Annotated in this window: 12 protein-coding genes, 1 tRNA gene and 1 pseudogene; 6 read left to right on the forward strand and 8 right to left on the reverse strand. The window is 64.3% G+C overall.

What is annotated here, in order from left to right; all coding sequences use genetic code 11:
* Window positions 1-14: 14 nt before the first annotated feature.
* Window positions 15-437 carry a large conductance mechanosensitive channel protein MscL gene (mscL, locus tag P9217_RS07445; RefSeq protein ID WP_278086302.1) on the reverse strand — a complete coding sequence of 141 codons (423 nt, stop codon included), beginning with the start codon at window positions 435-437 and terminating at the stop codon, window positions 15-17.
* Between the two features lie 250 nt (window positions 438-687).
* Between mscL and P9217_RS07450 the strand changes: the two genes are divergently transcribed.
* Complete coding sequence (locus P9217_RS07450; protein WP_278088277.1) at window positions 688-4173, forward strand: PAS domain-containing hybrid sensor histidine kinase/response regulator; 3486 nt, start codon at window positions 688-690, stop codon at window positions 4171-4173.
* On the opposite strand, the gene P9217_RS07455 is transcribed toward P9217_RS07450, so the two are convergent.
* Window positions 4174-4833, reverse strand: coding sequence for a response regulator transcription factor (locus P9217_RS07455; protein WP_066996819.1), 660 nt, complete (start codon window positions 4831-4833; stop codon window positions 4174-4176).
* 121 nt (window positions 4834-4954) lie between these two features.
* On the reverse strand, window positions 4955-5392 hold the full coding sequence (locus P9217_RS07460) for a hypothetical protein (protein WP_066996874.1): 438 nt from the start codon (window positions 5390-5392) through the stop codon (window positions 4955-4957).
* Between the two features lie 110 nt (window positions 5393-5502).
* Between P9217_RS07460 and P9217_RS07465 the strand changes: the two genes are divergently transcribed.
* A complete protein-coding gene (locus P9217_RS07465) occupies window positions 5503-5850 on the forward strand; it encodes a DUF952 domain-containing protein (RefSeq protein WP_095799389.1) in 348 nt (115 codons plus the stop codon).
* Window positions 5847-6926: a quinone-dependent dihydroorotate dehydrogenase gene (locus P9217_RS07470; protein ID WP_278086300.1), complete on the forward strand. Its 1080-nt coding sequence runs from the start codon at window positions 5847-5849 to the stop codon at window positions 6924-6926. Before P9217_RS07465 ends, P9217_RS07470 begins: the two co-directional genes overlap by 4 nt.
* Here P9217_RS07470 and P9217_RS07475 read toward each other — a convergent pair.
* Window positions 6919-8279 (reverse strand): annotated as a pseudogene (locus P9217_RS07475) (MATE family efflux transporter). The gene P9217_RS07470 and the pseudogene P9217_RS07475 overlap by 8 nt on opposite strands.
* A 104-nt stretch (window positions 8280-8383) precedes the next feature.
* On the opposite strand from P9217_RS07475, the gene P9217_RS07480 reads away from it, so the two are divergent.
* A complete protein-coding gene (locus P9217_RS07480; RefSeq protein ID WP_278086299.1) occupies window positions 8384-9322 on the forward strand; it encodes a histone deacetylase in 939 nt (312 codons plus the stop codon).
* Here P9217_RS07480 and P9217_RS07485 read toward each other — a convergent pair.
* The 3 genes from P9217_RS07485 to P9217_RS07495 all read right to left on the reverse strand — a co-directional run bounded on the left by P9217_RS07485 (window position 9297) and on the right by P9217_RS07495 (window position 11436).
* Window positions 9297-9560, reverse strand: a complete 264-nt coding sequence (locus P9217_RS07485) for a DUF6460 domain-containing protein (RefSeq protein WP_127324734.1) — start codon at window positions 9558-9560, stop codon at window positions 9297-9299. The two genes, P9217_RS07480 and P9217_RS07485, sit on opposite strands and share 26 nt — an antisense overlap.
* Window positions 9561-9709: 149 nt before the next feature.
* Window positions 9710-10465: a glycosyltransferase gene (locus P9217_RS07490; protein WP_278086298.1), complete on the reverse strand. Its 756-nt coding sequence runs from the start codon at window positions 10463-10465 to the stop codon at window positions 9710-9712.
* Entirely contained in the window at window positions 10444-11436 is a 993-nt protein-coding gene (locus P9217_RS07495) for a hypothetical protein (RefSeq protein WP_127324735.1), read from the reverse strand. The genes P9217_RS07490 and P9217_RS07495 overlap by 22 nt, the downstream gene beginning before the upstream one ends.
* A gap of 134 nt (window positions 11437-11570) precedes the next feature.
* Here P9217_RS07495 and P9217_RS07500 point away from each other — a divergent pair.
* Window positions 11571-11644: transfer RNA gene (locus P9217_RS07500), tRNA-Gly, on the forward strand.
* An 88-nt stretch (window positions 11645-11732) separates the two neighbouring features.
* Here P9217_RS07500 and P9217_RS07505 read toward each other — a convergent pair.
* Window positions 11733-12206 carry a hypothetical protein gene (locus P9217_RS07505; protein ID WP_095799372.1) on the reverse strand — a complete coding sequence of 158 codons (474 nt, stop codon included), beginning with the start codon at window positions 12204-12206 and terminating at the stop codon, window positions 11733-11735.
* A 233-nt stretch (window positions 12207-12439) separates the two neighbouring features.
* On the opposite strand from P9217_RS07505, the gene P9217_RS07510 reads away from it, so the two are divergent.
* Window positions 12440-12895 (forward strand): hypothetical protein, encoded by a 456-nt coding sequence (locus tag P9217_RS07510; RefSeq protein ID WP_164750379.1) that lies wholly within the window; start codon window positions 12440-12442, stop codon window positions 12893-12895.
* Window positions 12896-12986 lie beyond the last annotated feature (91 nt).

Genomic DNA, 12986 nt, shown 5'->3' on the forward strand with positions numbered 1-12986 from the left:
GAACGTTGGATGCGTTATTTCCTGGCGAGCAGGTCGCGGATTTCGGTCAGAAGCTGGACATCCGCCGGCGGCGGCGCCGCGGCAGGGGCGGGCTTCTCTCGCTCCAGCCGCCTGCGCAGATTGTTCACCGCCTTGACCATCAGGAAGATGATGAAGGCGAGGATCAGAAAATTCAGCACGACGGTGATGAAGCTGCCATAGGCGAAAACGGCTCCCTCTTTCTTGGCTTCGGCCAGCGTGGCCGAGTGCACATTGGAGGACAGCCCAAAGAAGTAATTGTTGAAGTCAAGCCCGCCGAAAATCGCGCCGATGATCGGCATGATGATGTCATTGACCAGCGAATCGACGATTTTGGAGAAGGCGGCGCCGATGATGACGGCGACGGCCAAATCCATCACATTGCCCTTGGAGATGAATTCCTGGAATTCTTTCAGCATCCGACCCTCCTTGTCATTACGGGCCGCGCTGCCGCCCCGGCTCTCCGGCGCCGACCCCGAAGCCACAATAACAAAAACCCCCAGTTGCAAAACCGGAAAAAGGGCGGAACCGTCGGTTTGTGCCTAACCGGTTCGCGCTTCCGAGGTCACCGCGCACCTATGCGCCGAAAGCCGCGGGTGGACTTGGCGTCAAAGCTGTGGTTGCGTTTGATAACCGGACGAGCAGCCGGTCAGGAAGGAAGTTCGAACCGTGCAAGGCTGGTTCGTCGTCATCATCGCGATCGCCTATGTGACGCTGCTTTTTGCGATCGCCAGCGTCGGCGACCGGCGCTCCGTGGCAGCCGGGCTCGGCCGCGCACGGCCCTCCATCTATGCGCTCAGCCTCGCCATCTACTGCACCTCCTGGACCTTCTTCGGCTCGGTCGGGCTCTCCTCCGAGCGGGGTCTCGAATTCCTCGGCATCTACACCGGCCCGGTGCTGGTCTTCGTGTTCGGCTTCCCGCTGCTCAACCGCATCGTCCGGCTGGCAAAGAGCGAAAAGATCACCTCGATTGCGGACTTTCTCGGCGCCCGCTACGGCAAGAGTTTTGCCGTCGCGGCGATCGCGACCCTGATCGCCACGGTCGGCGCCGTGCCCTATATCGCGCTGCAGCTCAAGGCGATCTCCGGCTCGGTCAGCCTGATGATCGAGCACTATACGGGATCGCCGCCTTCCTTTGATCCTTTTGTAAGCGACATCTCGCTGGTGGTGGCGATGCTGCTGGCGCTGTTTGCGGTCCTGTTCGGCACCCGCCACGCCGACGCCACCGAGCACCAGGACGGGCTGGTGCTGGCAGTCGCGGTCGAGACGGTGGTCAAGCTCGCCGCCTTCCTCGCCATAGGCCTTATGGTCACGTTTCTCATCTTCGGCGGCCCCGGCGACATGCTGGCGACGCTCGGGGCGAATGCCGAGGTGCGCCAGGCGATGGGCTACAACACGTCCTTGGTCACCTGGCTTGTGCTGACGACCTTGAGCGGCTTCGCCATCCTGATGCTGCCGCGCCAATTCTACGTCACCATCGTCGAGAATCGCAGCGAGGCCGAGCTGCGCACCGCGACCTGGGTGTTTCCGCTCTATCTCGTGGCGATCAACCTCTTCGTCCTGCCGATCGCCTTTGCCGGGCTGTCGCTGGTCGGCGCAAGGACCAGCAGCGACCTCTACGTCCTGTCGCTGCCGCTTTTCAGCGGCCACGACGTGCTGGCGATGATCGCCTTCATCGGCGGCCTGTCGGCGGCCACCGCCATGGTCATCGTCGAGAGCGTGGCGCTGTCGATCATGATTTCCAACGATCTCGTCATCCCGCTGTTCGTGCGTCGATTGCTCAAGACCACTTCTTCGGAGAACGAAGACTGGTCGACGCTGATCCTGAACGTTCGGCGAGCGTCGATTTTCATCATGCTGTTCATCGCCTTCCTCTATTACCGCGAGAGCACCAACAGCGCGCGGCTGTCCTCGATCGGGCTGATGTCCTTCGCAGCGATCGCGCAATTCGCGCCCGCCCTGATCGGCGGGCTGATCTGGCGCCGCGCCAATGGCCGGGGCGCCGCGCTCGGCATGGTCGCCGGCATCGCGGTCTGGGGTTACACGCTGCTGCTCCCTTCGCTTGTCGGTCCCGGCTCCGACTTTGTCGTCCATGGACTGTTCGGCTTCGAGGCGCTGAGACCCCAGGCGCTGTTCGGCACCGTCGGCGAGCCGCTGAACCATGGCGTGCTGTGGAGCCTGTCAGTCAACACGCTGTTCTTCGTGATGGGTTCGCTGTCCCGCGCATCGGTGCCGCTGGAGCGCATCCAGGCGGCGATCTTCGTGCCGCGCGAGGCGGGGCCGATGCCAAGCCTGCGCCGCTTCCGCACCGCCGTCACGGTCAACGACCTCAAGGACACGATTTCCCGCTATCTCGGGGTCGAGCGCACCGAGCGCTCCTTCCAGTCCTTCGAGAAGAACGCGAACGTCTCCCTGCACGGCAAGGAACAGGCCAGCATGGACGTCATCCGTTTCTCGGAGCAGTTGCTGGCGAGCGCCGTCGGCTCGTCGTCTGCTCGGCTGATCCTGTCGCTGCTGTTCCGCCGCAACGACCGCGACTCCAAGGATGCCTTCCGGCTGCTCGACGACGCCACCGAGGCGCTGCAGCACAACCGCGACCTGCTGCAGATCGCACTCGACCAGATGGAGCAGGGCATCACCGTCTTCGACCGGGATTTGCGGCTGATCTGCTGGAACCGGCAATACCGGGCGCTGTTCGATCTGCCCGACGAGATGGGCCAAGTGGGCGTCTCGCTCGACCAGATCCTGCGGCATCTGGCCGAGCGCGGCGATATCGCCGCCGACCAGCGGGTGACGATGCTCAACCGGCTGACCAGCTTCGTCGGTCCTTGGCAGATGGAGCTCAGGACCAGCGGCCGCATCCTGGAGCTGCGTTCCAACCCGATGCCCGACGGCGGCATCGTCGCCACCTATGCCGACATTTCCGGCCGCGTCGAGCAGGACCTGGCGCTGAAGCGGGCCAATGAATCGCTGGAGCAGCGGGTCAGGAGCCGCACCGCCGAGCTCACCCGCGTCAACGAGGAGCTGGCGCAGGCGCAGATGCTTGCCGAGGAGGCCAATCTCAGCAAGACGCGCTTCCTCGCCTCCGCGGGCCACGACATCCTGCAGCCGCTCAACGCCGCCAGGCTCTATTGCTCCTCGCTGATCGAAAAGGCCGGCAAGGGGCCGGCCGGCAGGGCCGCGACCAACATCGAATCCTCACTGGAATCGGTCGAGACCATCCTCGGCGCGGTGCTCGACATATCGCGGCTCGACGCCGGCGCGTTGAAGCCCGAGGACACCGCCTTCAGCCTCGGCGGGCTGCTTGGCCAGATCGGCAACGATTTTCGCCCGCTCGCCGCCGAAAAGAAGCTCGGCCTGAAAATCATGCCGTCGTCGCTCGGCGTGATGACCGACCGCAATTTGCTTCGCCGGCTGATCCAGAACCTCGTTTCCAATGCGATCAAATACACGCGCGAAGGCCGCATACTGGTCGGCGTGAGAAGGCGCGGCGAGCTGGCCGAGATCCAGGTGATCGACACCGGCATCGGCATTGCCGCCGACAAGCTCAACACCGTCTTCCACGAATTCACCCGGTTGGACGAGGGCGCGCGCGAAGCCGAAGGCCTTGGCCTTGGCCTTTCCATCGTCGACCGCATCGCCAGGGTTCTCAGGCTCGAAATCCGCATCTTCTCCAACCCCGGCAAGGGCACGCGTTTTTCCGTCATCCTGCCGGTCGCCGCGATCGCGGCGCCGCCGCGCGAGACGGGAAAGGCCCCCGCGCGCGCGCCATCCTCTCTTGCCGGGCTCAATGTGCTGTGCATCGACAATGACGCGCGCATCCTCGACGGCATGCGCCTGCTGCTCGAAGGCTGGGGCTGCAGCGTCGAGACCGCTTCGGGATCGCAGGATCTGATGCACCCGGGTGCGGCAAGGCCGGATGTGGTGCTCGCCGACTATCATCTCGACGGCGGCACCGGGCTCGACGCCATCGCCAGGCTGCGCGCCGCCTACGGCCAGGACCTGCCCTGCGTGCTGGTCACCGCAGACCGCTCGAGCGCGGTGCGCACTGCTGCTGGTCAGCTCGATGTGCCTGTGATCAACAAGCCGCTGAAGCCTGCCGTGCTGCGCTCGATGATGGCAAGGGTCAGGGCGCTGGCGCCGGCGGCGGAGTGATCAGCTCACCGGCTGCAGCGGGTCGCCGCCGATCTTGGAAAGCTGGATGACCGCCTGGGTGCGGCTGTCGACACCGAGCTTCTGCAATATGGCCGAGACATGCGCCTTGATGGTGGCTTCGGAGACGCCGAGCTCATAGGCGATCTGCTTGTTGAGCAGGCCTTCGGCCAACATGCCGAGCACCCTCGTCTGCTGCGGCGTCAGCGCCTGCAGGCGCTTGATCAGATCGGAAATCTCCGGGTCGCGCTCGACGCCGAGCTCGATGCCGGCGGGTGCTGCGATATCGCCGGCAAGCACGGTCAGGACGGCGCTGCGTATCTCCTCCATGCTTGCCGATTTGGAGATGAAGCCGGACGCGCCGAGATCGAGCGCGCGGCGGATGGTGGCTGGATCGTCATGAGCCGACACCACCACCAGCGGCACCGAGGCATGGATGCCGCGCAGCGAGATCAGTCCGGACAGGCCGCTGGCGCCCGGCATCGACAGATCGAGCAGCACCATGTCGATGTCTTCATTGGCGACGACCAGCGCCTTGGCGCTTTCGAAATCGCCGGCCTCATGGATGGCGGCGACGTCGCCTATGCCGGCGAGCGCTTCCTTTAGTGCGCCGCGAAACAGCGGATGGTCGTCGGCAATGACGAAAGTGTGGCCCGACGGCAAATACTCCTCCCCGGATCCCATTGCTGATTGTGTGCTTTCTTAGGGGATCGGAACGATTATGCGGCGGCGCGGCGCGTTTTCAAGCAGCAAAGGCCGCGCGCGCAGGCTTTTTCCCGGGAGCTCAGGTCTTTTGCGGGCTGGGCTTCGTGCCACCGTCGCCTTCCTGCCTGTCGATGTCCTTGACGATATCCATGAAGCTGCGGAAGAAGCGCTCCATGTAGCTCATCGTCTTGTTGAAATCCTCCTCGCTCGGCAGTTGGGACTCCAGCCGGGCCGAGAGCGAGTTCTCGAGCTTCGCGACGCGCTCGTCGAGTGCCTTCACCGTGCTCTGCAGCCGGTCGATCTCGTCCTGGAAGGCGGAGCGCTCGTCGGCGGCCAACTTGCAGACGAGCTGACCGGAGCGCTCCTCGCAGATCGACATGGCGCCGGTCTGGGTGTCCATGCGGACATAGCCGTTGGCGGACTTTTCGAGCCGATAGCGGTCCGTCTCCTCGGAATAGGCCGATGCGGCGACCAGCGAGCAAAGCGCCGCCGGGATTAGAATGTGCTGCAGACGCATGTTATCCTCCATGAGCCGTTGTGCGAACAATATCACAGGTTTGCGCCTGAAATGGGGAAGAGTTCGCAAGCACCCTTTCCCCCATGGATCGTTCGGACTATAGCGCGCCAATGTCTCAGTTTATCTACAAGATCGCGCCTGAAGCCATGTGGCGCGAAGCGGAACGGAACGGCCGCTTCACCGGGGCGCCGATCGACATCGCCGACGGCTTCATCCACTTTTCCACCGCAACTCAAGTGCGCGAGACGGCGGCCAAGCATTTCGCCGGCCAGGCGGACCTGCTTCTCATCGCTGTCGACGCGGCAAAGCTGGGCGACGCGCTGAAATACGAGGTGTCGCGCGGCGGCGCCCTGTTCCCGCATCTCTACGCCGCGCTCGCCCTCGACGCCGTTCTCTGGGTGAAGCCGTTGCCGCTCGGCGCCGACGGCCACGAATTCCCTCCGCTGGAGGACGAATGAGCGTGCTCGACCGGATCGGCCAAAAGCTGCTTTTCTCGTTCGACCCGGAAACGGCGCATGGCCTGTCGATCGCGGCCTTGCGCTGCGGCCTGCCGGCCGCCTCGCCTCCCCCGCGCGACGCGCGGCTCGAGGTCAGCGTCTGCGGGCTCGATTTTCCGAACCCTCTCGGCATGGCGGCCGGCTATGACAAGAACGCCGAAGTGCCGGACGCGCTGCTCAAACTCGGCTTCGGCTTCGCCGAGGTCGGCACCATCACGCCGCTGCCGCAACCCGGCAATCCGAGGCCGCGCATCTTCCGGCTGACCGCCGACGAAGCGGTGATCAATAGGCTGGGCTTCAACAATGAAGGGCATGCGGCCGCCGAAAGACGGGTTGCCGCGCGCAAAGGGCGGCCGGGTATTGTCGGCGTCAACATCGGCGCCAACAAGGACAGCGCCGACCGCATTGCCGACTATGAGCGCGGCGTCGCCCGCTTCGCGGCCCATGCCAGTTATCTGACGGTCAACATCTCCTCGCCCAACACGCCGGGCCTGCGCAACATGCAGGCGCGCGAGCAACTGGGCGAACTCCTGTCGCGCGTGGTGGCGGCGCGCGCGGCTGCGTCGGTTCAGCCGCCCATCTTCCTCAAGATCGCGCCGGACCTCGTTGAAGCGGAACTGGAAGACATCGCCGCCGAAGTCATTGAGAAAAAGATCGACGGGGTTGTCGTCTCCAACACGACGCTTGCCCGGGTCGGGCTGCGCAGCGCAAGTCTGGCCGGCGAAGTCGGCGGGCTGTCAGGCAAGCCGCTTTTCGAGCGCTCGACGGCGGTACTCGCCCGGATGCGCAAGCTGCTCGGCCCACAAGTGACGATCGTCGGGGTCGGCGGCGTCGACTCGGCGGAAACCGCGCTGGAGAAGATCCGCGCCGGCGCCGATCTCGTCCAGCTCTATACCGGCATGATCTATGCCGGCCCGGCGCTGCCCGGCCGCATCGTTGCCGGCATGGCGCGGTTTGTGGAGCGCGAGCGGCTTGGCTCGATCCAGGATTTGCGCGACTCGGCTTGCGAGCGCTGGGCTTCAAAGCCGATCAGCTGAACGCCGTGCGCATCCTGAGCCTCAGCACCGCAAGCAGGCTGAAACCCCGCACCAGCAAAAAGACGTGCAGCGCGGCCCATAGGCCGTTGTTGCCGAAGGCGGGCGCCAGCGTGATCAGCGCCGCGGCGAAGGCCAGGAAGGACAGGAGCATCATGTTGCGCATGTCGCGCGACCAGGTGGCGCCGATGAAGACGCCGTCCATCTGGAAGGCGAGCACGCCGCTCAGCGCGGTGAAGGCGGCCCAGGGCAGATAAATGTCGGCGACCGCGCGGACCTCCGGAGCGGTTGTCACCATCGCCACCAGCTGTGCGCCGGCCGTCAGCAGGATAAGACTGGCGACCGCCGCCAGGCCAACGCCCCAGATCAGCGTCAGCCGGACGGCTTGCCGGAAAGGAGCGGCCGCATGCGCGCCGATGGCGCGGCCTGCCAATTGCTCGGCTGCGGTGGCAAAGCCGTCCAGGAAATAGCCGGCGACGAGGAAGAAGTTCATCAGCACGGCATTGGCGGCGAGCGTCACGGTGCCAAACTGCGCGCCCTGCCTGGTGAACAGCGCGAAGGCGGCAAGCAGCGAGAAGGAACGGATCATGATATCGCGGTTGAGCGACAGCATGCGCCGATAAGCCGGCAGGTCGAGGATGCGCCGGCGCGACGGCCGCTCCAGCTTGCGGAACCGCCTCAGCACGATGGCAAGGCCGAGCAGCATGGCCAGGAACTCGCCGGTGACGGTCGCCCAGGCAACCGCCCGCCACGCCCCAGCCGAGCTCGAGGCCGAGCAGGAAGCAGAGCAGGATGTTGATGCCGTTGAGCACGGCCTGCAACATCAGCCCTATCCCGCCCTCGCCACGCCCCAGAACGTAGCCCAAAATGGCGTAGTTGATGAGCGAGAAGGGCGCGGCAATGAGCCTGATGCGGATATAGACCGACATCGCCGCGCTGACACGCGGCTCGGCGCCCATGAACCACTGGCCGCCTATCGCAAACAGCGGCGCAAGTGCTGCAAGCACCACGCCGGCGACGACCGCGATCAGCACGGCCCGCCAGAGCACCGCCTGCTCCTCCAGCGGATCGCCGCGTCCGAAAGCCTGAGCGACGAGGCCGGTGGTGCCGGAGCGCAGGAAGTTGAAGGTGGTGAAGACGACGTCGAAGACCAGCGCGCCTGCCGCCAGTCCGCCGAGAAGAGCCGCATCGCCGAACTGCCCGATCACCGCGGTGTCGACGATGCCGAGCAGCGGCGTCGTCAGATAGGCAAGGGTCATCGGCACAGCGATCGCCAGCACCGACCGGTTGGTGACGATGAAGGTCCCGGCGTTGATGTGGGTCGCACCCTTGTCCAAGGATTGCTGCCTTGCTCATTGCGGCTTGCTAGAACGGCCGATGTGCCCCAGTTTGCCGCTGCCGCGCAATCGCCATCGGGTGACGGCCAACCGAATTCCAGCTCTGGCGCAGGCCGCCCCATCATGCCTTTGCAGATCGTCCACCATCCCGACTACGACGCCGGCTTTGCCGTCAATCACCGCTTTCCGATGAGCAAATATCCGTTGCTGATGGAGGCTTTGCACAGCCGCGGGCTGGCAGCAGCGGGAGCGCTTTCGATGCCGGAACGGGCGCCGGCGGCGTGGCTCAAGCTCGCGCACGAGGCCGGCTATGTCGACGAGGTGCTCGCTTGCGAGGTGCCTGAAAAGATCGAGCGCGAGATCGGCTTCCCGGTCAGCCAGCGCGTGTCATTGAGAGCGCAGCTAGCAACGGCAGGCACGGTGCTGGCGGCGCGGCTGGCGCTGAAACACGGCATAGCCTGCAACGCCGCCGGCGGTAGCCACCATGCCAGGCGTGCCCAAGGCGCGGGCTTCTGCACCTTCAACGACGTGGCCGTGGCTTCCCTGGTCCTGCTTGCGGAGGGCGCCGTCGAAAACATCCTGGTCGTCGATCTCGACGTGCATCAGGGCGACGGCACGGCGGACATTTTGAAGGATGAGCCGCGCGCCTTCACCTTTTCCATGCATGGCGAACGCAATTATCCGGCGCGCAAGATCGCCTCCGATGTCGATATCGCGCTGCCGGACGGCACCGGCGACGCTGCCTATCTCGACCGGCTCGGCGCCATTCTTCCAGAGCTTTGCGCAAGGCGGCGCTGGGACATCGTGTTCTACAATGCCGGCGTGGATGTCCATGCCAAGGACCGGCTTGGCCGGCTGACATTGACCGACAACGGCCTGCGCAGCCGCGAGGAGCTGGTCATCAGCTATTTCCGCAAGGCCGGCATCCCGCTATGCGGCGTCATCGGCGGCGGCTATTCGAGCGACGTGCCGGCGCTTGCCGCGCGCCACGCCATTCTGTTCGAGGTCGCGGCCGCGTATGCTGACGCTCGCCAGGCTACTTCCTGTAGCTCGCAATCCTGAGCAGGATAAAGGCGGGCACGACGATCGCGGCGCCGAGCAGGATATAGCCCAGGAAGCGGTCGAGAGTATGGAAGCCGAGGTTCCACAGGTCGATGAAGAACTGGCGGATGCCGTAGAGCACGTCCATCGGCGACCAGCCGAAAGCGTGCATGACGAGGCCGACGAGAAAGGAAACCACCAGCAGCTTCACAAGCACCCTGAGTGGCGTATCGCCGAGAAAGCGTGTCAGTGTGGACAAGGCCGTTCTCCGGTTCGAGCTGCCCGATTCGGGGGGCGACCTCAGAAATACGCACTCGGATACCCGGCATCAAGCCGAAGGCCGCGCGCGAAGCCATCGTGCTGGCAGCCCTGATAGCCCGATCCGGCCGGCACACGCGGCTCGCACGGTCAGATCCGCCATCGGAAGATGCGGGCCCAAAGCGGCCGGTCGCGGTAGACTTCCCTGGAGCGCCACAGCCTGTTGTAGCGGTTGCCGCCGCCGATACCGAGGTGCGATATCGGCTTGCCGCCCCGCTTGCGCTTGATCGCGACCGGCTCGCCATCATGGCTGAGGCAATGGCCGAAATCCGCGGACGCCTGAAGAGGCGCGGCAGACGGCACCGACCTGAGGGCTTCGCCGACGATGAGGTCTTCCGGTTCGCAGGTCAGCGCGACGGCCTTGCCGAACAAGGTCGGGCCTGTGGGGCAGAGCGCAGTCGGCCCGTAATATTCCCGTTTCACATTGGCGCAGACAAGCTCGATCGCCTTGGCGAGCGCCTTGTGGCGAGGCGGCGCGGCAACAACGCCGATGCTGGTGTCCCAAGGGGTCGAGCTGAGGAAATCGCGAAAGATCGACAATTTTCCATCGGCGCGCGGCACTCCGCGCAGGAAGAAATAGGAGAGATCGGCATAAAGGCCGCCTTGCTCATGGAGAAGGCAATATTTGGCGAGGTCCGCCTTGTATGAATAAGGTCGCAGCGTCCTGAAAGCCGAAAGCACCTCTGCTCCGAAATGCGTCGAAATGAACTCCGCCAACGCCGCTTCCCGGAACAGGCGGTGCTCTTCGCCCGGATGAGCAGCCGTGAGCGAGTGGATGTTTTCGGCAACGAGCCCGGAAAGGTGCTCGCTGCCGTCGTCGGTGATCAGAATGCTGAAGAGAGGCATCCGGCTTCCGTCTCGATCAAGGTGCCTTGGTGAGCCTTCAACTTGCCCCAGTCGCGCCACTGGTGGGGACTGGCCTTCAGATAGGCCAGGTGCCGATCGGCGAAGTCTTGCGCGGCGCTCTGGATCAGTTCGGCCTTGTCCTGGCTGCGATCAAGATCGATCGGATTTTCCACAGTCACCCGTATCTTGCCTGTGCTGTCGTCACGAACGACGAAGACCGGCAGCAGGGGAGCGCCGGCGATCCTGGCCAACCGGGGCGCGCCGCCCGCAAATTCAATGGCCGACTGGCCGATTCGCGCACGCACGAGCAACTCACCCTCCCAGGCGCCAGCGGTGATGGACGCAAACTTGCCCTGGCGAAGCAACCGCCTGGCCTCGTTCATGCTGGCGGCGGGATTCGCGCGGTCGATCACGATACGGCCCGCGGCATGTCTGAGCTCGACGCCGGTTCTAATCGGGTTGAGGAACCGGATGCCGAAGCGCGATTTCGAGAAACCGTGCTCGGGCCTGCTGACATGGAAGACATCGAAGCCGGCTTTGGCGAAAACCATCTTCGCCGCAAGCGCATTGAAGGCGAAATGCGCAATCCACAGGACGGCGCCACGGCCCTGTTCGCGCGCCGCATCGAGATGCTCGGCGCCGAGGAGTTCGATCTCGGGTCGCCAGCCGACGAGCCACTCGCGGACGATCTGGATGTTGTGTTCGCTGCGCATCGCGTCGACCCGGAGCCGGTCCTCGCGGCCGGCTATGCCAAAGGCGGCAAGATCCGGTTGGTCACCAACGTCGCGCCGAGACTCAGGCGCCCGTTTCAGCCGCTCCAGCCAAAGGCAGACACTGCGCCATCTCTTCTCAGGCACGAAAAGAGATACGAATACAAAAACAGGAAGCCTCAGCAGGAATCCGAGATCTTCCACAGCAAAGGCTTTTCCGGAGCGAGAGGCTCGCTTCCTCTTCCGAACATTGATTTCCAAGCTGGGTCCCCACCCTTAACCCCTGAGCCATTACCATGTTGTGGCGCGGCGTCAAAGCGCCGGTGGATGGCTCTCGGCTTTCAATGCATCGCCGATTGCTAGATGCGGGGCCATCATGGTAACGAGGCTGTTGCGCGGGTATGATGTAATGGTAGCCTGTCAGCTTCCCAAGCTGAACGCGCGGGTTCGATTCCCGCTACCCGCTCCATCCCTCGCTACAGTGCCGCGCGGTCGCAGCGATCCGGCAGAGCGTCCTCAGGCGGCCGATGGCGAATGCGATCGTTGCCGCTTGCCGGTCAGGCCAGCACGCCGCAGAGGGGAAGATGCTTTGCGGCCTCGGCGGCTTCCATCCGCACGATGGTGCGCGACAGGCCGCCGCGTTCCTCGATCCACAGGCGAACCCAGTCGGGATATTGCGAGATCAGGTACCCGGCGGCGATTGCGTTCTCATGGGCGCCGACGCCGTAAGGCAGATGGAAGCCGAAGGATGCACGCGGCGTGATGCAAAGCTGCTCGGCGGGCAAAGACAGATAGAGCGTGCAGGCGCTGTCGCAGGCACCGTCAAATTCCACAGGCTCGTTCGCGGCGCGCAGCTCGGCGACGTGCAAAGCGAAGATCACGATCTGACCGCCGGGATTTTCCTGCACCGTTTCGGCATCTGCGGGCAGCGTTGTCAGGGCGGCGGCGAGGAACGCTAGCGCCTTGGCTATCAGCCTCCGCTTAACCCGCGCGCGCGGCAGATCGGCGTGCATATTGGTGACCTCGCTCATCCGGCGAGACCAAGGCTAACATTGCGATGGTTAACAACAGGCAGCTTTGAAAACATCGAACATCCAGATCGCCCAACTGCCCGCATCCTCTCAACAGCAGGGGGACTGGAAAATCAACGTACTTTTTGACCGCACTCCGAAGGGAGCCACCTCGTTCGGCGAAAGCGCGCAAACGAAAGAGCCGCTCGAAAGGCGAGGGGCTTGGGCCCTAGAAGAGGATCGCCGCGCGATCTATGGCGAAAAAGAAGCCAGCCACGTTGCGGCGGCCGGCTCTGGACCGGTTGAGCAATCCGGGACCACGTCTCGGTCCGGAATTCCGTAAAAACAGTTCTTTACTGCGGGTGAGCGGCTCTTATCCAAAGCTGAACCGCTATGGACCCCTAAAGCCAAAAGCCAATCCAAACACGTTCGCGCCAGCAGCGGCGACGCCAGCGGCCACGACGCCAGTAGCGGCGGCAAACACGTCTCCAAACGCGGCGCCGTCTGCGGCGGCGACGGCCGTGATGCCAATGACGATGGTAAACCTGCTCCACTTCAGCACGTTCGTCTCCATCCTCGAAGACGGCGGTATCGGGCTTATCGAGTTCATCGAGAATTCCGTTGCCGCTTGGAATTCCGGCAACCGCCCTACTGGGGCCAGCCAGGGTTGCAATTGCCGCTGCCCCCGCAACGCCAAGCATTCCAGTTAGAAACAAGCGACGTTCCATCAAAGACCTCCCGATAGTTCAGCATCGGCAGGTGGTTCCCTCACCCAAACGGGCTCCAGCGAACTGCCGATCT

It is taken from the genome of Mesorhizobium sp. WSM4989, assembly GCF_029625795.1.
Classification (GTDB): Bacteria; Pseudomonadota; Alphaproteobacteria; order Rhizobiales; family Rhizobiaceae; genus Mesorhizobium.

Excerpts from the sequence above, each read along its gene's own strand:
- P9217_RS07505 (WP_095799372.1), bottom strand. The coding sequence starts at position 12,206 with ATGAGCGAGGTCACCAATATGCACGCCGATCTGCCGCGCGCGCGGGTT.
- P9217_RS07490 (WP_278086298.1), bottom strand. The coding sequence starts at position 10,465 with ATGCCTCTCTTCAGCATTCTGATCACCGACGACGGCAGCGAGCACCTT.
- P9217_RS07460 (WP_066996874.1), bottom strand. The coding sequence starts at position 5,392 with ATGCGTCTGCAGCACATTCTAATCCCGGCGGCGCTTTGCTCGCTGGTC.
- P9217_RS07480 (WP_278086299.1), top strand. The coding sequence starts at position 8,384 with ATGCCTTTGCAGATCGTCCACCATCCCGACTACGACGCCGGCTTTGCC.
- mscL (WP_278086302.1), bottom strand. The coding sequence starts at position 437 with ATGCTGAAAGAATTCCAGGAATTCATCTCCAAGGGCAATGTGATGGAT.
- P9217_RS07510 (WP_164750379.1), top strand. The coding sequence starts at position 12,440 with ATGGCGAAAAAGAAGCCAGCCACGTTGCGGCGGCCGGCTCTGGACCGG.
- P9217_RS07470 (WP_278086300.1), top strand. The coding sequence starts at position 5,847 with ATGAGCGTGCTCGACCGGATCGGCCAAAAGCTGCTTTTCTCGTTCGAC.
- P9217_RS07465 (WP_095799389.1), top strand. The coding sequence starts at position 5,503 with ATGTCTCAGTTTATCTACAAGATCGCGCCTGAAGCCATGTGGCGCGAA.